Below are 21,534 nucleotides of genomic sequence, written 5' to 3' on the forward strand. Positions count from 1 at the left end.
CCACAGGTAGGACTCGAACCTACGACCGATCGGTTAACAGCCGATAGCTCTACCACTGAGCTACTGTGGAACAATATAACATTTACTAGCGACATTAAAAATTTAACATGTTTCTAGCCTAAAGTCAATATATTATTTTAAAACAGCGTATAAAAAATAGGCAATCATCAGCAGTTGAATAAATCCTTTTGAAATAGCGCCACTAAAAAAGCCAATAACCGAACCTACTCCAATTTTTACTGCGTTGCTAATTGTGGTCCGATGAACAATCAGTTCTCCTACAATCGCTCCGATAAACGGCCCTAAAATAATTCCAAATCCCGGAATGACAAACGGACCTACAAGCAGCCCAACTGTACTTCCCCAAACACCTGCTCTAGTGCCTCCGAATTTTTTCACACCAATAATATTAGCTATATAGTCTGCTAAAAAAAGTGCGACAACTAACAATCCTTGTATCACCCAAAATAACCAGCTATAGGAGCTGAAATCATAAAATAAACCGTATATAACAAATCCTAGAGCTACAAATAGCACGCTTGGGATGATGGGATAAACCAACCCAACAAACGATACAACAAAGCTAACGATAATTAATGCCCAACATAAAATAGCCACGTTCGCACCTATCCTTTTTAGTATTACTATTTATCATACAATAACTACACCTATAAAGAAAGACCTTGCTTAAGCAAGGTCTTTCTTTATGTTACCTGTGAATAGGTCTTTGCATAACGATCGCCCAGTACCGCTTCCGCAATATTAACCGCATGATCCCCGACCCGTTCTAAGTTGCTAATAATATCGACAAAAACAATAGCAGCAGATCCTGTACAAATGTTTTCATTCAGACGTAAAATGTGCTTCTTACGAAGTAGACGCTCCATCGCATCAATCTGTTCTTCTTTTTGAATGACTTGTACTGCTTTTTCTCTATCCACTTTTTCTAAAGAAGAGACAGCTTCTTTAACTGTTAGAATAGTCAATTCGAACATATCAGCTAAATCGTTATTAGCTTCTTTGGTCATCTTTACTTTGTTCGTAATTTGATAATCAACAAGCTCAATAATGTTCTCAAAATGATCGCCAATACGCTCAATATCTCGTGCTGTATCTAGAAGAACCGAATGTTCCTCACTTTCTGCTTCTGACATTGAAGAGCGGGATAACAGCACTAAATAATCAGTAATTTTTTTATCCAGATTATTAATCGCATTTTCAATTTGCATAGTAGCATCAGCATGTTGAGGCTGACGTGTTTTTAAATAGCCGTTTGCCTCTTCCAACCCAAGCGTCGCAAACTCTCCCATACGAATCAGCTCTGCCTTTGCCTGACCAAGAGCAATTGAAGAGGACTGCTCAATAAAAATCGGATCAAGATGCTTAGGCTTAAAGTCTATAACAGCATCTTCTCCAGGAATTAGTTTTGTCACAATTAAAGCAAGCAGACCGATCAACGGGAACTGGATAATTGTATTGGTTGTGTTAAAAATACCATGAGCAAACGCAATCGTCATTTCAGGATTCAAATCCATTGCTACTTTCAAATATTCCACAAAACGAGTAAATAGAGGCAAGATAATCAAAAAGATTGTTGTACCAATTAAGTTAAACATGACATGCGTTAAAGCAGCCCTTCTTGCAGCTACACTTGTCCCGATTGAAGCTAAAATGGCAGTAATAGTTGTGCCAATATTATCTCCAAACAGTACAGGCAGCGCTGCCTGTATATCAATAGCGCCCTGTCCAAAAAGTTCTTGTAGAATGCCAATAGTAGCGCTAGAACTTTGAACAATTACCGTAAATAAAGTGCCAATTACGACTCCTAAAATAGGATTATCGCTCATGCTTACAGTTAAATCTTGAAATTGTTGAAGGGACCTAAGCGGCTTCATTCCACTTCCCATAAGCTCTAAACCAAAGAAGAGCATGCCAAAACCAAAAGCGATCTGGCCAAAGTTTTGAACTGCCTTACTTTTAAAGAAAAAGAGTAAAATAGCTCCCACTGCGAGAATAGGAAGAGCGTAGCTCGAAATGTCAATTCCGATTATAAAAGCTGTAACTGTCGTACCGATATTTGCTCCCATAATAACGCCTATAGCTTGGCGCAAAGTCATAAAACCAGCACTTACTAAGCCTACCGTAATAACAGTAGTTCCTGAGCTGCTCTGAATAAGAACAGTAACTAGGATACCTGCTAGAACTCCCATAAACGGATTAGTAGTAAATCTGTCTAAAATATCACGTAATTTATCTCCTGCTGACTTTTGCAATCCATCTCCCATGAACTTAATTCCAAATAAAAAGATTCCCAGTCCGCCGATAAACTCAAAAATCATTTTTTGAACATCTAGTTCCAAATATCTCAGCTCCTTGATTTTTTTCTAACGACATAAATAAGTCCCTACCATTATTAATGAAGTTTGAAAGTACTGTAAACGGCTTTCCCTTAATGTTTACAATAACTTAACAGTATATTTACATTGTAATTGGAAACGATTTCTAGAACCTATTGTAAACCTTGAATTCTCGCTATAAAATAAGAGATAGTTAGAATTTTTAATATAAGGAGGCTTTACAATGAGCATGCTGAAAAAGATGGCATGGAGTTTTACTTCCTTCAAAAAAATAAGGTCGCTTCGCTTTGAGCATACGAATAAAACAATTGGCTTTGTGCTGTTTTTAACATTTATTTCTTTGCTGCCTACATTTTTCTTTATGACTTTGACGATTGTAAACGGCTATCATATTGCTACTACAGATCTTCCGAAATCTGTTTCTTCTTTTTCTATTTCAAACTCACAGCTTACGTCAAATCAACCTTTCACAAAAAAAGTAAACGGTACCGCTTTTATCTTAAACCCCTCACAGTCTATTGAACGATTTCATTCCCCTGCTCATGCCATTGGTTTTTTAAAGGATGGAATTTACATCACGACTAATTCACAAACACAAACGTATTCATATGAGTTGCTAAACTGGCACCATAAAGATAAAAATGAACTGTTAAACTTGCTGCACGAACAAAAATTTTCTTTATACATACTTGTCCCTATCGCTATGCTTTTACTGTACGTATTAACATCTGGACTAAACTTCCTTTCTATTACCTGCCTTGCTTATCTTGGAAAACTGATTGGACTCATTGCTAAAAAGCAGCTTCCTTTCAAGCAGCTATGGGCACTGAGCGCTTATAGTACGGTAGCCTTCACGCTGCTTTATACGCTTTTTGAAGCTTTTTCTTTGTCTCTAGCACTACATAGCTCTCTTTACTGGATAGGAACATTCTTCATTTACTTGTTGCTCGTCACAAGGGTTCCTATAAGAAAAAAGGTAAAACCTAATAAAGATGCTGGGACAAACGTATTTTAGTTGAAGGAGAATCCAAACGAGGAATCTAGATTCTTGATAGAGAATCCACCTCTTTTGGATTTTTTTATTGATATAGTGAACGCAGGTTTCATGTATGCGGCTGCTTCTAGCTGGTGATTGGAGTGATTTAGTTAAGTCTCAGCCTCTTTATTTCGGTACAACTTTTCTTCTTCCCATTGCAGAAGAAAGAATTTTCAACTGATACAAAACCCACAAACCTCCTGCTGTGAGCAGAATAAAGCTGTAAACAAACATCAGCCTTTCAGTATGCATCCACACTTCAAAAACAACAGGTCCCAACGCTACTCCTAAAAATCTCACCGTTCCATAAATGGATACAATAAACCCTCTTTCTTCGTCTGAAGCCGCTGAAGTAATCATCATATTAATACACGGAAGAACAAATCCTAAGCCGCCAAAGGCGACTGTCAAACAAAACATCAGCACAGGAAGCGTATAAATAATCGTTAATACTCCAAACATCAGGAATAAAAAAATTATCCCTACTATCATTAATTTTTTCATGAGCTCTACATCTGTTTTGATGCGTTGACCGGTCCAATAAGAAACGAGCGTCATCGCACCAAGAGGAAATAAAAAAGCGGTTCCTTTAAAAAAACCGTCTATATGATACGTTTCCTCTATTAGAAAAGATAAATAATATAAAATGCCAAATAATAAAAACAACCCCAATCCCCCGACAAAGAATAAAGGAAAAAGCGATTTTCTTTTATCATAGACAATCCCAATGGCTCTCTTTAAATATTCTTGAACAGATACTGAATCCGAACCTGTTTTCCCTTCTCTCACATACATCACTATACCTACTAAAGCAGCACCTGCAGCTAAAGGATAGACAAAAAACGCGGCATACCATACGACGAGTGCTGCCGATGCTCCAATTATCGGTGCAACCACTTTTCCAACTCCGTTATACACTTCTAAAATCCCGAGGACTTTTGCTCTTTTTTCCCCTTCAAATACATCTCCAGTTAATGCCATTGCCAACGTTGTAGTACCTGCAGCTCCAATCCCTTGAATGACTCTGCCTGCTATCAACACAGCAAAGTTTCCAGAAGAGAATGAAGCACTACTAGCAGCGATGACACTACCTATTATCATCATGATGAGTGAATATATGATTAACTTTTTACGCCCATACCGGTCTGATAAAATCCCTACAGCAGGAATACACAATGCGGCTGGAATTGAAAATGCACTCAGTATCAAACTGGTTTGAACTCCGCTTAAGTGAAGTGACTTTTGAATGCTTGGCAGCAGAGGAATGAGCATGGAATTTCCCAGCACCATGATTAAAGGCAATAAGCCTAATGAAACAATCATTAATTTTTCTTTCAATTTTCGTTCTCCAATCATATTTAAGTAAGACAAGCATAGGCTTTACACATAAGCAGAAGAATGAAGGAGGAGCATAATGAAAAAGCTATGTGCATTAGCCGCTTTCGCTTTTATCGGATATATTTGTCACTACGACATTAAATACGGGACCATTCCCACTGCTACTGAAGCAGTTCAAGTCAGCAAAGCGCAGCCTGCAGAAACAAAAGCCGCCAGCTCTTCTTCCACCTATACAAAAATAAAAATTAAGCCAGGCGATACAGTTTTGTCCGTCATTGAGGAGCTTACAAAAAAATCGATACCGGTTTCTATGAACCAAATGATTACAGACTTCAAAAAGTTAAATAACGGTACAGCGCCTGAGGATATTCAAATTGGAAAAACGTATAAGTTCCCTATTTACAAGTAATGACAGCATTCTTCTTGTCAAGATGGGATAGTCATTGTTAAAATAGCTAAGGTAGTACTTTCTACTAGTTATTTTGTTCATAAAGAGTTATTCTATTAATGAATTCAAATTCTTGATTTCATTTTGAAGGAGAGATTATCACGTGAGTGAAATTATACATCGTACAAAAACACGCCCGGTTAAAGTTGGAGATTTAACAATCGGAGGCAGCAACGAGTTAGTTATTCAAAGTATGACAACCACTAAGACACATGATGTTGAAGCAACGGTTGCAGAAATTAAACGTTTAGAAGAAGCAGGATGCCAAGTTGTTCGTGTTGCTTGTCCAGACGAGCGCGCAGCAGATGCAATCCCTGAAATTAAAAAACGCATTAACATTCCATTAGTTGTGGATATTCATTTTGACTACCGCTTAGCATTAAAAGCAATTGAAGGTGGAGCGGATAAAATCCGTATCAACCCTGGTAATATCGGTCGCCGTGAAAAAGTGGAAGCTGTTGTAAATGCTGCAAAAGCTAAAAATATTCCAATTCGTATTGGAGTTAACGCTGGTTCACTTGAAAAACGTATTTTAGACAAATACGGCTATCCGACAGCAGATGGCATGGTAGAAAGTGCACTTCATCACATTAAAATTTTAGAAGACCTTGATTTCCATGACATCATCGTTTCAATGAAAGCATCGGATGTTAACTTGGCAATTGAAGCTTATGAAAAAGCTGCTCAAGCATTTGACTACCCTCTTCACTTAGGAATTACAGAATCGGGTACATTATTTGCAGGAACTGTAAAAAGTGCAGCAGGTCTTGGCGCTATTTTATCTAAAGGAATCGGAAATACATTACGTATTTCTTTAAGTGCGGATCCTGTAGAAGAAGTAAAAGTTGCGCGCGAATTGCTAAAATCATTCGGTTTAGCTTCCAATGCCGCAACGCTTATTTCTTGCCCAACTTGTGGACGTATTGAAATTGATTTAATTAGCATTGCTAATGAAGTTGAAGAGTATATTTCAACTGTAAAAGCACCGATTAAAGTAGCGGTACTTGGCTGCGCTGTAAACGGTCCTGGTGAAGCTCGTGAAGCTGATATCGGGATTGCGGGAGCACGCGGTGAAGGTCTACTATTCCGCAAAGGCGAAATCGTACGCAAAGTTCCTGAAGAAACAATGGTTGAGGAACTAAAAAAAGAAATTGATAAAATTGCTGCTGAATATCACGCAAAGCAAGAAGCTGAAAAAGCTGCAGCTAAATCATAACTAAAAAAAGCGAGGCGCATATGCGCCTCGCTTTTTTTTATGAAAAGAACGGTAATATAAACGTACCGACAATAATCGATACAACTCCGATCCCTATTGCCCATGCTCCTAGCGTAAGTGCTCCTTTTCTGCGTGCGATAAACCCTAGAATAATCCCAGCGGCACCAAGAATAATTGGTAAAAAGAATAGTGAAAGAATCGAAAGCACGAGTGCGAAACGACCGTATCCCGTTCCTTCTCCTCGTCCAGCGACTTCATGATTGCGATTGCGATCAATATCTATAACTTCACGCTCTGCATGAGGCTCTCCTACTCGGTAAGGAACGCCCACTTCAGCTGCAGTTTCTTCCATGAAATCAGCTTCATATACATCTTTTCTACGCCTTTGTTCTTCATTCTCCATGCTTAATCCCTCGCTTTCGTAAATAAGGAGCATTTATAGTATCTGAATGCGAGGAAAAATTATAAGTGTTAATCTTATACAGCCGCTCACTCTCTTACAAGAAATAGGTACAGACGCAATCACCAGGCCGTGCAGTGATCATTACGTTTTGCCAAAGGCGTATAAAAAGTATTACTGTTTCTCTTTGGGCTTTATGTTACACTAGACAAGAATAATCAAGCACCTAAGTAGAATAAACGTATTAAAGGAGTGCACGTAGTTGACGAAAAAGTTTGGAATTGACATTGATGGAACTGTTACTTCTCCTGAAACTTTTGTTCCTCATTTAAATAAAGCCTTTAACTTAAATTTAACACTTGAAGACATTACAGAATATGATTTCAGCCCTTTTGTAAATGTATCACCTGCTGAACTCGGGAAATGGTTTAAAGCAAATGAACGCTCTATTTACGAAACCTCTCCACTTGCAGACGATGCAAAAGCTGTTTTGCAAAAATGGCATCAAAAGCACGAATTATTCTTTATCAGTGCAAGGCACGATAAGCTATTGGACGTCACGGAAGAATGGTTTCAAAAAAATGAACTATCGTTTCATCACATTGAGTTAGTCGGTTCTCATTTTAAAGTTGAGACAGCAAAACGATATGATGTTGATATCTTTTTTGAAGACAAACATGATAATGCTTGTGAAATCAGTGAAGAATGCAATATCCCCGTTATCTTATTTGATACTCCTTATAATCGCTTACCTGTTCCAAAAGGAGTGGTTCGCGTATACAATTGGCTAGAAGCAGATCAGTGGGTAGCCAGCTGGTTAAAAGAACAGCAAAAATAAAAAAGAGAGGTGCATAACGCCCTCTCTTTTTTATTGATTACATTCTATACATTGACCGTAAATTTCAAATTTATGGCCTGTAATATTGTACCCTCGCAAATCCTCGTCTACATACTCCATCGGACAAGCTTCAATTTCTTTTGTTTTTCCACAATCTAAACAAATGAAGTGGTGATGATGATGGGCGGTCGCACATTTAAATCGAAAGTGCTTTTCGCTCGAAAGCTCCGTCATTTCAAGTACACCTAACTCCACAAACAATGATAAATTACGGTAAATTGTATCAAAACTCAGGCCAGGATAATCGGGCTTCATGTACTCTAATACATCTTTTGCCGTTAAGTACTTATTTGATTTTGAAAACAAGGCAAGCATTTCTTCACGCTTTCCTGTATGTTTATATCCTTGATCTTTTAATAAATGAATGGCTTCAGTTAAATTCATTTTTGTTTCCCCTTCCGTCCTTTATTAATCATAATAGATATGATTAAAATAACAACAGCAATGACAACAATTGTACCGCCTGGTGCTAAATCCAAGTAGTACGCTGAAAATAATCCGCCTAAAACAGATATTTCACCAAAAATCACCGAAAGCAGAATCGTTTGTTTAAAGCCTCTAGCTAAGCGAATGCTTGCTGCTACAGGAAGAGTCATAAGAGATGAAACTAATAAGATACCGACGATACGCATTGATACAGCAATGACAAGAGCAACCATCACAATAAATAAAAAGTGCATCCACTTTGATTTAATCCCAGAAGCAGAAGCGTGCTCCTCGTCAAAAGATAAAATAAACAATTCTTTATATAAGAAAAAGACAATAGCTATAACAAATACGGCTATGACAACAACTGTCCAAAGATCCGAACGACTCACCGCACTTACGCTTCCAAACAAATAATTCATTAAATCATTATTAAAACCGTCCGCTAGCGAGATACAAATTGCACTAATACCAATTCCGCCCGATAAAATAATCGGAATGGCCAGCTCTTGGTAATGCTTGTAGACGCTTCGAAGTTTTTCAATAAAAAGAGCGCCTGTAACGGAAGATACCATCCCTAAATAGACGGGGTTCACTCCTTGCATAAACCCTATTTTCTGACTAAGAAGCAAGCTCGCAGAAATCCCCGCTAGCGTCACGTGACTTAACGCGTCTGCAATTAAAGAAAGACGTCTTACTACGATGAACGTGCCCAATAAAGGAGCTAAGACGCCAATAATCATACCGGTTAAAAATGCATTTCGTAAAAACTCAAATTGAAATAAACTGCTTATCATACGTGCTGCCCTCCATGATGATGATCATGGGTTAACACATGAACATTATGACCATAAAACATAGATACATCATGTTCACAAAGCTGTTCGAATTCTTTGGCATTCCCATGAAAGTGTAGAAATTTATTTAAACAAGCAACGTGGGTTACTTTTTCTGAGACAGTGCCAATATCGTGAGTAACAAGCACAAGCGTAATGCCTTTTTCTTTATTTAACTTTTCAAGAAGCTCATAAAAAGTGTACACATTTTGTGCATCCACTCCGACTGTTGGCTCATCTAAAATTAACAGCTCGGGTTCGCTTACAAGCGCGCGCGCAATAAAAATTCGCTGCTGCTGGCCACCGGATAGTTCTCCTATGTTTCGATTTAAAAATTCGCTCATCCCCACTGCTTCTACCGCTTCTTTCACTTTTTGTTTATGAGAAGCATTCATAAAGCGAAACAAACCTAATTTTGAAGTAAGACCCGTGGAAACCACTTCAAAAACGGTAGCAGGAAAGCCGCTGTTGAAACTATTCGCTTTTTGCGATACATATCCAATTTTACTTCGTTCTTTAAACCTTCTCTGATCTTTTCCAAATAAACGAATTGCACCTTGAGATGGTTTTTGCAAACCAAGCAAACATTTGATTAGCGTTGATTTCCCAGAGCCATTTGGACCAACGAGACCCAAAAAAGCTCCTTTTGGAATTGAAAAACTTATATCTTCTAATACATTCACTCCATCATATTGAAATGATAAATGATCAATTTCAATGATATCAGGTGTATTCATATGCGCCTCACCATTCTTTTTTTATATTTCTCCATACAAAAGAGGGCACGGTTTCTATCGTATACTCCGTTACCCATTTACTTTCTCAGAATCATTACGATTTAGTCATTAATGTAGTATACAGGATTGTCTTTTATTTGTAAACTAAGCCGTTTCACTTCTTCGCTTTCTTGCCTCCGTAAGTTCATCCGGCTCGAAATGTTGTTTTATTACACAATATAGTCACATCTTTCTTTTTTATTCATAAACTGTATATGACGAGGAGGTAATCATATGAAAATTGTACAGCAGATTGTCAATAAGAAAGTAAACAACATTACCCCGAAAGAGCTTTTAAAGTATAGCAAACAATACAACATCCCCATTACAGATCAGCAGGCACACACACTTGTATCCGTCATTAGACAGCAGCCCGTAAATATTTATAACCTTGAAGAGCGCCGAAATTTAATCAAACAAATTGCTCAAGTTACAGATCGTGAAACTGCCAGACGAGTGAACGAATTATTTCAGCAGTTGATGTAAAAGAAGAGGTCATGTCTATAGACATGACCTCTTTCAATCACATATGAAATTACATAAGCTTTTGTTTTAGCTCTGAATCAAAGCTTTGTGCACGAATCATATCAATTTCCAACTGATATGGTGCTTTTTTATTCTTCTTATCTTCTCCTACATAAGGAGTTTCTAGAATTTTAGGAACTTCTTTAAACGCTGGGTGATGAACAATATAATTCAGTGCACCAAATCCAATTTCACCAAACCCAATGTTTTCATGGCGGTCTTTTCGAGCACCGCGTACATTTTTACTATCATTGATGTGAAGCACTTTAATTCGCTGTATTCCTACGGTTTTGTCAAATTCATTTAATACACCGTCAAAGTCTTGAACGATATCATAACCAGCGTCATGAACGTGACATGTGTCAAAACAAACAGAGAGCTTTTCATTGTGCGTCACGCCATCAATAATTTGGGCAATTTCTTCAAAGCTTCTTCCACACTCTGTTCCTTTTCCAGCCATTGTCTCAAGCGCAATTTGAACTTCTTGATCAGCTGTCAACACTTCGTTTAGACCTTTGATAATTTGCTGAATACCGGCATCTGCTCCAGCGCCCACGTGAGCTCCTGGGTGAAGAACAATTTGCTTTGCGCCAAGAGCATGGGTGCGCTGAATTTCAGACGTTAAGAAATCTACTCCAAGCTCAAATGTTTCGGGCTTTGTTGTATTTCCTAGATTAATGATATAGGGAGCATGTACAACAATATCTGTCATTCCATGCTCTTTCATATGCAAAAGACCAGCTTCAATATTAAGCTCTTCAATCTTTTTGCGACGAGTATTTTGTGGAGCGCCTGTATAGATCATAAACGTATTTGCTCCGTAAGAAGCTGCCTCTTCACTTGCTCCTAAAAGCATCTTTTTGCCGCTCATTGATACGTGAGAACCAATTTTCAACATTACTTTTTACACCTCTAACCTATTGCGATTAACGATTGTTGCGTCTTTCACTACGCTTTTTCTTTTGCACATACTTTGTAATTTCACGAGCACGTTTTTTCTTGTAGCCAGGCTTTACTTTCTTCGGCTTTTGAATAAAGCGATGTGCCTCTTCTCCCACTTCATCCGCTTTCTTCACACGCTTTTTACGGCGGTTACGGTCATCGATGGAAACCCATTCTTGCTTTTGAAGATCTTTGTTTACAAACTCGATTCCCATTTTCTCTAGCTTATTTACTGCATCTTCATCTTCCACATCGAAGATTGTAGCAGCAATTCCAGAATGACCGGCACGAGCTGTACGTCCTACGCGGTGAATGTAGAAATCTAGATCTGAAGGAAGCTCAAAGTTAATGACGTGTGAAATTCCTTCAATATCAATACCGCGAGCTGCTAAATCTGTCGCTACTACGTATTGAAATTCTAAATTATTAATTTGCTTCATCATTTTCTTACGGTCACGAGGAGATAAGTCTCCGTGAATTCTTCCTACTTTTAATCCTTTAGACAGTAGGTCATCTGCTACTTCGTCCGCCATTTTCTTTGTATTTGTAAAGACGATAGCTAAATAAGGATTATACGAAATAAGCATATCATGCAGCAGCTTAAACTTGTTACGATGACGCAGTGGAACTAATACATGCTCTAATTTAGCTGCTGCTGCTTGCTTCGGCGAAACATGCGTAAATTTTGGATTTTCCATGTATTTTTTTAAAAATGGCTTTAATTTTTCAGGAATAGTTGCTGAAAAAACAAGCATCTGTAATTTTTCAGGCATATTGCTTGCTAAACGGTCCACATCTTCTAAAAATCCCATATCAAGCATTAAATCAGCTTCGTCTACTACTAACGCCTTTGTTGTATACACAACTAACGCTTTTTCATTTACTAAATCAAACAAACGAGCCGGTGTTCCTACAACAACTTGAGGCTGCTTCTTTAATTTGTCGATTGTACGCTGCTTATCTGTACCGCCGATAAAACATTTTGCTGAAATTTCTTCTCCTTCAGCACTGTGTTTTGTTAGCTTTAATACTTCTTGATAAATTTGAGAAGCAAGCTCACGAGTTGGAGCGGTGATTACAACTTGTACTTCTTCTTTTTTAGGGTCTACCTTTTCAAGTAAAGGCAATAAATAAGCGTGTGTTTTGCCGGTCCCTGTTTGCGACTGACCAATTACGCTTTCCCCTTTCAAAACGGAAGGAATTAAGCGCTCCTGAATCTCTGTAGGCTGATAAAAACCTAATTGTTTAATTGCTTCTATTAAAAATGGTTGAAACTCAAAACGTTCAAAGTTTGTTTTTTCCATAATAGTCTCCTTTTTTACATTCACGTTCATCTTTTAAGGCACAATATATGATTATAATCGATTTTTCCTTCTGTGACTACTTCTCATTCATATTACTAAAACTTATTACCTGTTTCAAAAACATTTTATCGCGAGTTGCATACGATAGTAAAAGAAAATCTACTTTACTAAAGGAGGTGCGTCCTTTGCTACAGCGAAGACCACCATTTCCACCCGGTATGCAAAGAAGAATGATGCCAGGAATGCCACCACAAAACGGCTTTGGGCAACAACCTGGTAACTTTGGCCAATTTAATCCATTACAGCAGTTTCGTAACTTTGCCCAGCAAACAAATGCTCAACAATCATTTTACCCGAATCAGCAAGGCCTGAACCGTGGAGGAGGTAACTTCTTAACTCGCCTATTCCGAAGAGGCGGAAATAGAAACATACCATTTCAACAAGCGGCTGCAGCTGCTCCTCGAGGTTCTTTGTTTTCTGGCCTTTCAGGAGCCCAAGGTGCTGCAGGAGCGACTAACTCTTCTTCCCTGCTTGGAGGTTTGCAAGGATTAACGAACCCTGCTAACTTGAGCTCCATGATGGGGAATGTTCAGCGAGTACTAAAAGCAGCGGAAACGATGGGACCTATGATTCAACAATACGGACCTCTTGTCAAAAATGCTCCTTCTCTGTGGAAAATCTATCAGGCCTTGCGCTCAAGTGATGACACAGATGAAGTACTCGAAGCAGAAGGAACAGAGGTTTCTGAAACTGATGAAAGCAAAGACAGTAAGGTTTTATCGGCAGGCGCAGAAAGTACGGATTCATCCGATGATGAGCTGGATTTCTTTGAAGAAGAAATTGAACATTCATCCAGAGATCGGGTGTCTAAACCAAAACTTTATATTTGATAAATCTGCTGATTCCTTAAGGAAATACCGTGAGCAAAAAAAGAATATCTTTGTATTCTTCCTTCCTCTTTTATATAATAGAAGCGAGTTGAATTGCTCGTCAGGATTATGATGAGGAGGAAATTGAAATGAAAGTTATTAAAATTGCACCGCGCGGCTATTGTTATGGTGTAGTAGACGCAATGGTCATTGCACGAAACGCCGCTTTAGATAAATCATTGCCTCGACCAATCTATATCTTAGGAATGATTGTTCATAATAAACACGTTACAGATGCGTTTGAAGAGGACGGCATTATCACACTGGACGGTGCTAATCGCCTAGAAATCTTAGACCAAATAAATGAAGGAACCGTTATTTTTACTGCGCACGGAGTATCTCCAGAAGTAAAAGAACGAGCAAAAGAAAAAGGCTTAACAACAATCGATGCTACATGTCCGGATGTTACAAAAACCCATGACCTTATTCGCCAAAAAGAAAAAGAAGGTTATGACGTTATTTATATCGGAAAACGAAATCATCCTGAGCCAGAAGGTGCACTTGGTATCGCGCCAGATATCGTTCATTTAATTGAAAAAGCAGAAGACGTAGCCCATTTAAATATTCAACGTGAGAAAATCATTGTAACAAATCAAACAACCATGAGTCAGTGGGACGTTGCAGAAGTAATGGAAAAGGTAAAAGAAAAATATCCGCACGCTGAAGTTCACAAAGAAATTTGTTTAGCTACACAAGTTCGCCAAGAAGCTGTAGCCGAGCAAGCAGGTGAAGCAGATGTTACAATTGTTGTAGGAGATCCTAAAAGTAACAATTCAAACCGTTTAGCTCAAGTATCAATGGAGATTGCCGGCACTGAGGCATATCGTATCGGTGACATCTCAGAGCTGCAGATTGAATGGTTGATGAATGCGAAAACCGTAGCTGTTACGGCAGGCGCATCTACCCCTACTCCAATCACAAAAGAGGTCATCAATTTTCTAGATCAGTTCGATCCAGAAGATGAAACAACGTGGACACGTGAAAAAAGCGTGCCTCTTTCAAAGATTTTACCAAAAGTTCGAACAAAAAAATCGTCTTAATAGACACAAAAGAAGGTGTTGACATTTTTCAACACCTTCTTTCTTTGTTACATAAACGTAAATGGGTTTGTGTCTACTTTTGAATCAAATACTTCACACTCAAAGTTTTTTGCATCAAAAAGACTGTTTAATACACGCGTTACACCTTGTCTCATGACTTTTTCAACATGATGACCAGGATCTACAACGTTTAATCCCATTGCCATTGCATCATGCGCCACGTGGAAATACAAGTCCCCTGTTACATAGGCATCTGCTCCGCTAAATTTTGCGTTTGTAATATATTTGTTTCCATCTCCGCCAAGAACAGCTACTTTTTTCACCGTGGCATCCATAGACCCTACTACTCTAACACCATCCACATCCAATGCTTGTTTAACATGAGCGGCAAACTGTTTTAACGTCATCTCTTCTTTTAACTTACCAATTCGTCCAAGTCCAAGCGTCTCGCCCGTTTGTTCCACTGGATAAATGTCATAGGCCACTTCTTCGTAAGGATGAGCACTGAGCATGGCGCGAATAATTTTATTTTGCTGAACCGCTTCAAAAATAGTTTCAACTTTTGTTTCATTGACACATTCTAACTCTTCTTTTGAGCCAATGTATGGATTGGCTTCTGAAGAAGGTTTAAATGTGCCTTCCCCTTCAGTTGAAAACGTACAGTCGCTGTAAAGACCCACATGTCCAGCTCCCGCATCACAAATAGCTGTGCGCACTGCTTCAGCATGATTTGAAGGAACAAATACAGCAAGCTTTTTCAGCTGAATAGACGTTGTTGGAACCAGCACTTTTGTCTCTTGTAGCCCCAATGCTTCGGCCAACAAGTCATTTACTCCGCCTTTAGCTATATCTAAGTTTGTATGAGCAGCATATACAGCAATATCATGTTTGATGCATTTCTCTAAAATACGCCCTTCAGGACGATCTGTAACCACTTGTTTTAGAGGTCTAAAAATAGGAGGATGATGAGCAATAATCAAATCCACTTGTTTTTCAATCGCTTCGTCTACGACCGTTTCAAGAACATCTAACGTTACCATTACTTTTTTTACAGGCTTGTTTAACGTTCCAATCTGTAAACCAATTTTATCTCCTTCAACCGCTAAATGCTTGGGAGAAAATGATTCAAATGCTTCAATTACTTGAAATCCGTTAGGGATTTTACTCATTTTAACGCCTCCTCAATTAATGAGATGTCTTGGGTAAGCTTTTGAAGTTTTGCTTTGCTTTCCTCGGACTGAGCCTGCTCCATTTGGCTGACAATTTGTTTAAGATGATTTAGTTCATGCGTCCACTTTGTTATAAAAGCAGAAGAGCACTTTTCTTTTAAAATAGGGCCCATTAACACACCGGCTTCCACTTCACCGTTATAAGGAGCTAAGGCGTTTCCAGGTTCAGCGACGATGACTTCATACATACGACCGTCTTCTTCGATGATTTTTTCATCAATGATTTCCCAGTTGTGTTCAATCAGCCAGCTGCGAATATGATGTGAACCAATATTCGGCTGAAGTACAAGCCTTTTTACTCCTTCTAACTTTTCTTTTCCTTCTTCTAAAATCATCGTAATAAGCGTTCCGCCCATTCCGCAGATTGTAATACAGTCTACTTCATTCGGTGATATTACTTCTAGGCCGTTTCCTTTTCGAACGTCAATAACGTCCGTTAAGCTTGTTTTTTTCACCTGCTGAATAGCAGATTGAAGAGGCCCTTCTGTAATTTCTCCTGCTACGGCACCGCTAATATATCCATTTAAATAAGCAAAACACGGCAAGTATGCATGATCTGAGCCAATGTCTGCTATCTTTGCTCCCAAAGGAATCGACTTTACTACTTCTTCAAGTCTTGTTGATAAGTTTAATTCATTCATTTTGTCACCTATTCTCTATGTGATTACTGTTCATTATTTTAACATAGATAGCTGCATGATTCCTATTTCTCTTCATGTTTTCCTTTTAGCTGAATGCTTATAAAAAATCACAAAAAAAAAGCCTGCTTTATAAATGAGCGGCTTTCCAGAAAATCATGTTTCTGAACTCTATTTAATTTCTGATACCCATTTAGCCATTTCCTTCGCTTTTTCCGGAGGAACCAGCCCAGGCGGCATGTTTCCTTTACCGTTTACAACAATATCTGCAATTTCGTCTTGAGAAACTTTTTTCCCAATTCCTTTTAACGAAGGACCTACTCCACCTTGATACTGATCACCGTGACAACCAATACAAGTTTTTTGATAAATTTCTTCTGGTTTAGCTGAAGCCTGCTGTTCCGCGCCACCGCCTTCTTTTTCAGCCGCGATTTCTTTTGCATTATTCAATCCGTTGAACGAAAGCGTTAACATTAAAGCAATCCCAATTACCGCAATTAATAAAAATGGTATTAGCGGATTTCGCTTCACTCACTATACCCCCTTTATGTATTCCCATCCCTAGAAATAACAAAATAGTATAAGCACTTTTATTTTACTTGAAAATGCTCATAAGTGAAAGGGTTTTATTTACATAATTAACTAATTTCTTATTGCGTATCTTAACAGCCAATTTGCCTTGCAATAACCGAGCGCTGAATTTCTGAAGTTCCTTCTCCAATTTCTAAAAGCTTGGCATCTCGTAAATACCGCTCCACGTGATACTCTTTCATGTAGCCATATCCTCCATGAATTTGAACAGCTTGACTGGCTACTTCCATACAAATTTCAGAAGCATACAGTTTACACATAGCAGCTTCTTTCGTAAATGGCTTTCCTTGGTCTTTTAACCACGCTGCTTTATACACCATATTTCTTGCTAACTCAATTTTCATCGCCATATCAGCTAATTTAAACTGAATCGCTTGAAACGATGAAATAGCTTTTCCAAATTGCTTTCTTTCCTGCGCATATGACAGTGCTTTTTCATAAGCCGCTTGAGCGATTCCAACGGCCATTGCGCCAATTCCAATTCTTCCCCCGTCAAGCGTCATTAGAAATTGTTTAAAGCCTTCTCCTCTTACACCGAGTAAATTCTCTTCAGGCACTTCAACATCCTCTAAAACGAGTTCAGTTGTATTTGAAGCATGTAGACCCATTTTCTCGTAATTGTCTATTACAGTAAAACCTCGAGCTTCTGTAGGCACGATAATAGCTGAAATTTCTTTTTTACCTTCTGTACGATTTGTAACAGCTGTTAAAGCTAAAAACTTTGCATAGCTGGCATTCGTAATATAGCATTTACTTCCATTAATCCTAAATGTTCCATCCTTCAACACTGCTTCTGTCTCTGTTCCCCCCGCGTCACTTCCTGCGTTCGGTTCGGTTAAACCAAACGCTCCAAAAGATTCCCCGGAGCATAAAGCAGGTAGGTACTGTTCTTTTTGCTCCTTTGTTCCGAATAAATAAATAGGTGCGCCCCCGAGCGAAACATGAGCTGAGTATGTAATTCCTGTAGAGCCACAAGCTTTACTTAATTCCTCTACGACGATAGCAAAACTAACCGTATCTGCTCCTCCGCCTCCATACTCTTCAGGAAAAGGAAGACCCATTATCCCAAGCTCACTTAACTTTTTAAAAACATCAAGCGGAAATTGCTTACTTCGATCGCGCTCTAATGCATTCGGTGCTACTTCCGCCTCTGAAAACTCTCTCAGCGTCCGTTGAATCATCTTTTGTTCATTGGTTAATTCAAAATTCATTTTTATTCCCCCTAAAAAAATGTATACGCTTACATTATTTAATTATAATTCATTTTTGTAAATTTTCTCAACTTTTAAAACGTTTTAATTTTTTCATGTTATAATAGAGAAGTACCAATCAAAGCAAGAATAAAATGATAGCGATTCCATTTTTCGGATGTTTAAAAGGAATTTGAACAGCTTATGCTCTGTAACAAAAGAATATAAAGGAGCATTTGCAAAACGAAGGACAATTCAGTAAAATATATAAAAGAAGAAAAGTTGGTAAAAAAATCAATATACTTCTTCAAAATGCGTTTTTATGAAATTTATTCCATAAAAAATAGATAGCCCCTTTCCTCTAGGAAAGAAGCTATCTCATAAGCGTTATTTACGCTTTTATCTATTCTAAGAAATCTTTTAAACGTTTGCTTCGGCTAGGGTGACGAAGCTTACGAAGCGCTTTAGCTTCAATTTGACGAATACGCTCACGCGTTACGCCAAATACTTTTCCTACTTCTTCAAGCGTACGCGTACGTCCATCGTCCAGACCAAAGCGGAGTCTAAGGACATTTTCTTCGCGATCTGTTAACGTATCAAGGACGTCTTCTAACTGCTCTTTTAATAATTCATATGCAGCATGTTCAGAAGGTGATGTTGCATCCTGGTCTTCAATAAAGTCACCTAAATGCGAATCATCTTCCTCACCAATTGGTGTTTCAAGGGAAACCGGTTCTTGAGCAATTTTTAAGATTTCACGAACTTTTTCTGGTGTTAAGTCCATATCTTCTGCAATTTCTTCAGGAGATGGTTCGCGACCTAAATCTTGTAAAAGCTGACGTTGAACACGAATTAGCTTGTTAATCGTTTCAACCATATGGACGGGAATACGAATCGTTCTTGCTTGGTCAGCAATTGCACGAGTAATAGCTTGACGAATCCACCATGTCGCATACGTACTGAATTTATAACCTTTGCGATAATCAAATTTTTCTACCGCTTTAATAAGACCCATGTTTCCTTCTTGAATTAAATCAAGAAACAGCATACCGCGCCCGACATAGCGTTTAGCGATACTTACAACAAGACGTAAGTTTGCTTCAGCAAGACGACGTTTCGCTTCTTCATCGCCTTCTTCAATACGTTTTGCTAAATTGATTTCTTCCTCTGCTGACAATAAGTCAACGCGTCCGATTTCTTTTAAGTACATACGAACTGGATCATTAATTTTTACACCAGGAGGTACACTTAAATCATTTAAATCAAACTCTTCTTCTTTTGACAGTTCTTGAATATCGGGATCGGCATCGTCATCATTTGCTTCAGATTCACTCATTACTTCAACACCTTGTTCTCCAAGGTATTCATAATATTCATCCATTTGATCGGATTCAATTTCGAAGTTTGCCATACGCTCTGCAATTTCTTCGTATGTGAGCACACCACGTTTTTTTCCGATTTCGGTCAATTGATCTTTTACTTGTTCAATTGTTAAATCTGAATCAAGTTGTTTTGATTGAGCTGATTTTTCAGCCATCAGATCCCCTCCTTCCAAAATTTTAAGGAAAACCTTCTAAAAGTGGGACTAATACGCAATATCGTTTATTTTAACGTTTTTTTCAACTGTAAAATTTCCATTGCTATTGTCGCAGCTTTTAAATAATCTTTTTGACGCTCTGCTTCTTGCTTTTCTGCTTCTTTTTTTTCTATCGCTAACCTTTGTGGGTAAATCAATATCGTTTGGACATAATCATTCAAAGCTTGCTCCGACAATTCATCATTGATTGACATCATCGCCAATTCTGAAGCTAGACTAGACAACGAAGACTCGGGCAACCGTTCGATAAATTCGCTCGGATTAGGCTCGTGTCCTTCCTCGTAATAAGCATACAAATATAGAACAAGCGCACGATGTTCCTCAACATTGAACTGACCTTGAAGTCGGTCTTGAATTCTAAATGCTACATCCTTATCTTTCAACATATGAGCGATCAAAAAACGTTCTGCATTTTGATAAGCCGGTAATAAGCTTCTCTTTACGACTGGTTGTCTATTTATATTATTTCGATTTGGAGAATCATTATCCTTTTTCTTTTTTTCAGTTCGATACACTTGATACTGCTGTTCTTTAAGCGCATCTAATGAAATGGAAAACTCTTGTGCCAATTGGCGTAAATAATGATCTCGCTCTACAGCTTTCGTAAGGAGGCTTATTTCTTTCAAAACGTCTTCAATGTATTGCATACGTTCAGATTCATTTTGTAGATTTCGTTTTCGACGGAGATACCTCATTTGAAATGCCATAAAGGTCAAGCTGCTATTAATAACATCATTTTGAAACTTCTCTGCCCCGTATTCTTTAATATAATCATCCGGGTCATAACCATCCGGCATCACAGCAATCTTAACGGTACAACCTACATTTGTTAAGATAGCAGTTGCTTTGTGCGCTGCTTCAATTCCGGCAGAATCTGCATCATAGCAAATGATAACGGACTCTACATTTCGGCGAATAATCTTGGCTTGTTCTTCTGTTAAGGCAGTTCCCATTGTTGCGATTGCGTTCGGGCACCCCGCTTTAACAGCCGAAATAACATCTGCAAATCCTTCAAATAAAATAACCTGCTGATTTTTGCGTATATGTTTTTTAGCGCGGTGAAAGTTGTAGAGTGTGCGACTTTTGTTAAAAATAGAAGTTTCGGGACTATTTAAATATTTAGGCTGCCCTTTTATCTCTTTTAGCAGGCGCCCTGAAAATGCAATTGTTTTGCCTTGCAAGTCAGCAATAGGAAACATAATTCGATCACGAAAACGATCAAAGTACGTTTCATCTTGGTTGCGTTTAATGATTAAACCTGCATGTTCCATCTCTTGCGGATTAAACCCACGTTTTGTTAAGAACTTACTTACAAATTCCCACGAATCTAAAGCAAAACCTATCTCAAATTCATCGATAATTTCTCGTGAAAACCCTCGATTTATTAAATAATCATAAGCATCTTGGCCTTCTTTTGTATTTACCAATAAATGATGGTAAAATTTCTTTAAAAGCTCGTGTGCTTCAATCATTTTATTGCTAGGCTTTTGATTATCTTCTTCATGAGGATGTATCTCATGTTCGAAAGGAATATCTCCTTTTTCAGCAAGCTGCTGAGCTGCTTCCGTGAAGGACAGTCCTTCTAATTCCATTATGAATGAAAATGAATTCCCTCCTGCACCACATCCAAAGCAATGATAAATTTGTTTATCAGGCGATACTGAAAAAGACGGTGTGCTTTCCCCATGAAACGGACAGAGTCCAAAATAATTGCGCCCTTGTTTTTTTAGTTGTACATAATCGCTTATGACGTCGACAATATCTACTGAATGCCGAATACGGTCGATTACTTCATCAGGAATTCGATTTGCCATAGTA

General features: G+C 38.3%; 22 protein-coding genes. 7 read left to right on the forward strand and 15 right to left on the reverse strand.

The window, feature by feature from the left end; all coding sequences use genetic code 11:
• Positions 1 to 132: 132 nt before the first annotated feature.
• Both ACFX4R_RS14355 and ACFX4R_RS14360 read right to left on the reverse strand, forming a co-directional pair.
• On the reverse strand, positions 133 to 618 hold the full coding sequence (locus ACFX4R_RS14355) for a DUF456 domain-containing protein (protein ID WP_043976211.1): 486 nt from the start codon (positions 616 to 618) through the stop codon (positions 133 to 135).
• A gap of 86 nt (positions 619 to 704) precedes the next feature.
• Complete coding sequence (locus tag ACFX4R_RS14360; protein WP_377569858.1) at positions 705 to 2,360, reverse strand: Na/Pi cotransporter family protein; 1,656 nt, start codon at positions 2,358 to 2,360, stop codon at positions 705 to 707.
• A 220-nt stretch (positions 2,361 to 2,580) separates the two neighbouring features.
• Here ACFX4R_RS14360 and ACFX4R_RS14365 point away from each other — a divergent pair, with 220 nt between their 5' ends.
• Entirely contained in the window at positions 2,581 to 3,372 is a 792-nt protein-coding gene (locus ACFX4R_RS14365) for a DUF1189 domain-containing protein (protein ID WP_237074129.1), read from the forward strand.
• A gap of 147 nt (positions 3,373 to 3,519) precedes the next feature.
• Here the strand turns inward: ACFX4R_RS14365 and ACFX4R_RS14370 are convergent, their stop codons facing one another.
• On the reverse strand, positions 3,520 to 4,731 hold the full coding sequence (locus tag ACFX4R_RS14370) for an MFS transporter (RefSeq protein WP_377569860.1): 1,212 nt from the start codon (positions 4,729 to 4,731) through the stop codon (positions 3,520 to 3,522).
• 76 nt (positions 4,732 to 4,807) lie between these two features.
• Here ACFX4R_RS14370 and ACFX4R_RS14375 point away from each other — a divergent pair, with 76 nt between their 5' ends.
• Positions 4,808 to 5,140 carry a hypothetical protein gene (locus ACFX4R_RS14375; RefSeq protein WP_013059203.1) on the forward strand — a complete coding sequence of 111 codons (333 nt, stop codon included), beginning with the start codon at positions 4,808 to 4,810 and terminating at the stop codon, positions 5,138 to 5,140.
• A 151-nt stretch (positions 5,141 to 5,291) separates the two neighbouring features.
• A complete protein-coding gene (ispG, locus tag ACFX4R_RS14380; protein ID WP_201763664.1) occupies positions 5,292 to 6,395 on the forward strand; it encodes a flavodoxin-dependent (E)-4-hydroxy-3-methylbut-2-enyl-diphosphate synthase in 1,104 nt (367 codons plus the stop codon).
• A 37-nt stretch (positions 6,396 to 6,432) separates the two neighbouring features.
• On the opposite strand, the gene ACFX4R_RS14385 is transcribed toward ispG, so the two are convergent.
• Positions 6,433 to 6,798, reverse strand: coding sequence for a G protein-coupled receptor family protein (locus ACFX4R_RS14385; protein WP_013059205.1), 366 nt, complete (start codon positions 6,796 to 6,798; stop codon positions 6,433 to 6,435).
• Positions 6,799 to 7,057: 259 nt separating this feature from the next.
• On the opposite strand from ACFX4R_RS14385, the gene ACFX4R_RS14390 reads away from it, so the two are divergent.
• Positions 7,058 to 7,633 (forward strand): 5' nucleotidase, NT5C type, encoded by a 576-nt coding sequence (locus ACFX4R_RS14390; RefSeq protein ID WP_013085038.1) that lies wholly within the window; start codon positions 7,058 to 7,060, stop codon positions 7,631 to 7,633.
• A 30-nt stretch (positions 7,634 to 7,663) separates the two neighbouring features.
• On the opposite strand, the gene ACFX4R_RS14395 is transcribed toward ACFX4R_RS14390, so the two are convergent.
• Genes ACFX4R_RS14395 through ACFX4R_RS14405 form a run of 3 tightly spaced genes read right to left on the reverse strand, consistent with a single transcriptional unit; the run spans position 7,664 to position 9,692 of the window.
• Entirely contained in the window at positions 7,664 to 8,077 is a 414-nt protein-coding gene (locus ACFX4R_RS14395) for a Fur family transcriptional regulator (protein ID WP_013059207.1), read from the reverse strand.
• On the reverse strand, positions 8,074 to 8,916 hold the full coding sequence (locus ACFX4R_RS14400; protein WP_013059208.1) for a metal ABC transporter permease: 843 nt from the start codon (positions 8,914 to 8,916) through the stop codon (positions 8,074 to 8,076). The genes ACFX4R_RS14395 and ACFX4R_RS14400 overlap by 4 nt, the downstream gene beginning before the upstream one ends.
• A complete protein-coding gene (locus ACFX4R_RS14405) occupies positions 8,913 to 9,692 on the reverse strand; it encodes a metal ABC transporter ATP-binding protein (protein WP_013059209.1) in 780 nt (259 codons plus the stop codon). The genes ACFX4R_RS14400 and ACFX4R_RS14405 overlap by 4 nt, the downstream gene beginning before the upstream one ends.
• 273 nt (positions 9,693 to 9,965) lie before the next feature.
• On the opposite strand from ACFX4R_RS14405, the gene ACFX4R_RS14410 reads away from it, so the two are divergent.
• Complete coding sequence (locus ACFX4R_RS14410; protein WP_013059210.1) at positions 9,966 to 10,217, forward strand: DUF2624 domain-containing protein; 252 nt, start codon at positions 9,966 to 9,968, stop codon at positions 10,215 to 10,217.
• A gap of 49 nt (positions 10,218 to 10,266) precedes the next feature.
• On the opposite strand, the gene ACFX4R_RS14415 is transcribed toward ACFX4R_RS14410, so the two are convergent.
• Both ACFX4R_RS14415 and ACFX4R_RS14420 read right to left on the reverse strand, forming a co-directional pair.
• Entirely contained in the window at positions 10,267 to 11,154 is an 888-nt protein-coding gene (locus ACFX4R_RS14415) for a deoxyribonuclease IV (protein ID WP_016765580.1), read from the reverse strand.
• A 28-nt stretch (positions 11,155 to 11,182) separates the two neighbouring features.
• Positions 11,183 to 12,502 carry a DEAD/DEAH box helicase gene (locus tag ACFX4R_RS14420; protein WP_013059212.1) on the reverse strand — a complete coding sequence of 440 codons (1,320 nt, stop codon included), beginning with the start codon at positions 12,500 to 12,502 and terminating at the stop codon, positions 11,183 to 11,185.
• A 176-nt stretch (positions 12,503 to 12,678) separates the two neighbouring features.
• On the opposite strand from ACFX4R_RS14420, the gene ACFX4R_RS14425 reads away from it, so the two are divergent.
• On the forward strand, positions 12,679 to 13,392 hold the full coding sequence (locus tag ACFX4R_RS14425) for a YqfQ family protein (protein WP_223272395.1): 714 nt from the start codon (positions 12,679 to 12,681) through the stop codon (positions 13,390 to 13,392).
• A 128-nt stretch (positions 13,393 to 13,520) separates the two neighbouring features.
• Positions 13,521 to 14,471 carry a 4-hydroxy-3-methylbut-2-enyl diphosphate reductase gene (locus ACFX4R_RS14430; protein ID WP_013059214.1) on the forward strand — a complete coding sequence of 317 codons (951 nt, stop codon included), beginning with the start codon at positions 13,521 to 13,523 and terminating at the stop codon, positions 14,469 to 14,471.
• Between the two features lie 47 nt (positions 14,472 to 14,518).
• Here the strand turns inward: ACFX4R_RS14430 and ACFX4R_RS14435 are convergent, their stop codons facing one another.
• The 6 genes from ACFX4R_RS14435 to dnaG all read right to left on the reverse strand — a co-directional run bounded on the left by ACFX4R_RS14435 (position 14,519) and on the right by dnaG (position 21,530).
• Entirely contained in the window at positions 14,519 to 15,640 is a 1,122-nt protein-coding gene (locus ACFX4R_RS14435; protein ID WP_237074126.1) for a Nif3-like dinuclear metal center hexameric protein, read from the reverse strand.
• Entirely contained in the window at positions 15,637 to 16,341 is a 705-nt protein-coding gene (locus tag ACFX4R_RS14440; protein WP_377569863.1) for a tRNA (adenine(22)-N(1))-methyltransferase, read from the reverse strand. The genes ACFX4R_RS14435 and ACFX4R_RS14440 overlap by 4 nt, the downstream gene beginning before the upstream one ends.
• A 168-nt stretch (positions 16,342 to 16,509) precedes the next feature.
• The gene (cccA, locus tag ACFX4R_RS14445; protein ID WP_013059217.1) at positions 16,510 to 16,869 is read right to left on the reverse strand and encodes a cytochrome c550; all 360 of its coding nucleotides are present in this window, start codon (positions 16,867 to 16,869) and stop codon (positions 16,510 to 16,512) included.
• 131 nt (positions 16,870 to 17,000) lie between these two features.
• Entirely contained in the window at positions 17,001 to 18,140 is a 1,140-nt protein-coding gene (locus ACFX4R_RS14450) for an acyl-CoA dehydrogenase family protein (protein WP_043976200.1), read from the reverse strand.
• 382 nt (positions 18,141 to 18,522) lie between these two features.
• Complete coding sequence (rpoD, locus tag ACFX4R_RS14455; protein WP_013059219.1) at positions 18,523 to 19,656, reverse strand: RNA polymerase sigma factor RpoD; 1,134 nt, start codon at positions 19,654 to 19,656, stop codon at positions 18,523 to 18,525.
• A gap of 65 nt (positions 19,657 to 19,721) precedes the next feature.
• Positions 19,722 to 21,530 (reverse strand): DNA primase, encoded by a 1,809-nt coding sequence (gene dnaG / locus ACFX4R_RS14460; protein WP_377569865.1) that lies wholly within the window; start codon positions 21,528 to 21,530, stop codon positions 19,722 to 19,724.
• Positions 21,531 to 21,534: the final 4 nt, after the last annotated feature.

Origin of the sequence: Priestia sp. YIM B13490 (assembly GCF_042787735.1) — a bacterium.
GTDB classification, from domain to species: Bacteria; Bacillota; Bacilli; order Bacillales; family Bacillaceae_H; genus Priestia; species Priestia megaterium.

Bases quoted from the DNA above. Each gene is read 5' to 3' on its own strand.
- rpoD (WP_013059219.1), bottom strand. From the start codon at position 19,656: ATGGCTGAAAAATCAGCTCAATCAAAACAACTTGATTCAGATTTAACA.
- ACFX4R_RS14405 (WP_013059209.1), bottom strand. From the start codon at position 9,692: ATGAATACACCTGATATCATTGAAATTGATCATTTATCATTTCAATAT.
- ACFX4R_RS14375 (WP_013059203.1), top strand. From the start codon at position 4,808: ATGAAAAAGCTATGTGCATTAGCCGCTTTCGCTTTTATCGGATATATT.
- ACFX4R_RS14385 (WP_013059205.1), bottom strand. From the start codon at position 6,798: ATGGAGAATGAAGAACAAAGGCGTAGAAAAGATGTATATGAAGCTGAT.
- dnaG (WP_377569865.1), bottom strand. From the start codon at position 21,530: ATGGCAAATCGAATTCCTGATGAAGTAATCGACCGTATTCGGCATTCA.
- ACFX4R_RS14415 (WP_016765580.1), bottom strand. From the start codon at position 11,154: ATGTTGAAAATTGGTTCTCACGTATCAATGAGCGGCAAAAAGATGCTT.
- ACFX4R_RS14400 (WP_013059208.1), bottom strand. From the start codon at position 8,916: ATGATAAGCAGTTTATTTCAATTTGAGTTTTTACGAAATGCATTTTTA.
- ACFX4R_RS14365 (WP_237074129.1), top strand. From the start codon at position 2,581: ATGAGCATGCTGAAAAAGATGGCATGGAGTTTTACTTCCTTCAAAAAA.
- ACFX4R_RS14430 (WP_013059214.1), top strand. From the start codon at position 13,521: ATGAAAGTTATTAAAATTGCACCGCGCGGCTATTGTTATGGTGTAGTA.
- ACFX4R_RS14440 (WP_377569863.1), bottom strand. From the start codon at position 16,341: ATGAATGAATTAAACTTATCAACAAGACTTGAAGAAGTAGTAAAGTCG.
- ACFX4R_RS14435 (WP_237074126.1), bottom strand. From the start codon at position 15,640: ATGAGTAAAATCCCTAACGGATTTCAAGTAATTGAAGCATTTGAATCA.
- ACFX4R_RS14450 (WP_043976200.1), bottom strand. From the start codon at position 18,140: ATGAATTTTGAATTAACCAATGAACAAAAGATGATTCAACGGACGCTG.
- ACFX4R_RS14420 (WP_013059212.1), bottom strand. From the start codon at position 12,502: ATGGAAAAAACAAACTTTGAACGTTTTGAGTTTCAACCATTTTTAATA.
- ACFX4R_RS14395 (WP_013059207.1), bottom strand. From the start codon at position 8,077: ATGAATTTAACTGAAGCCATTCATTTATTAAAAGATCAAGGATATAAA.
- ACFX4R_RS14410 (WP_013059210.1), top strand. From the start codon at position 9,966: ATGAAAATTGTACAGCAGATTGTCAATAAGAAAGTAAACAACATTACC.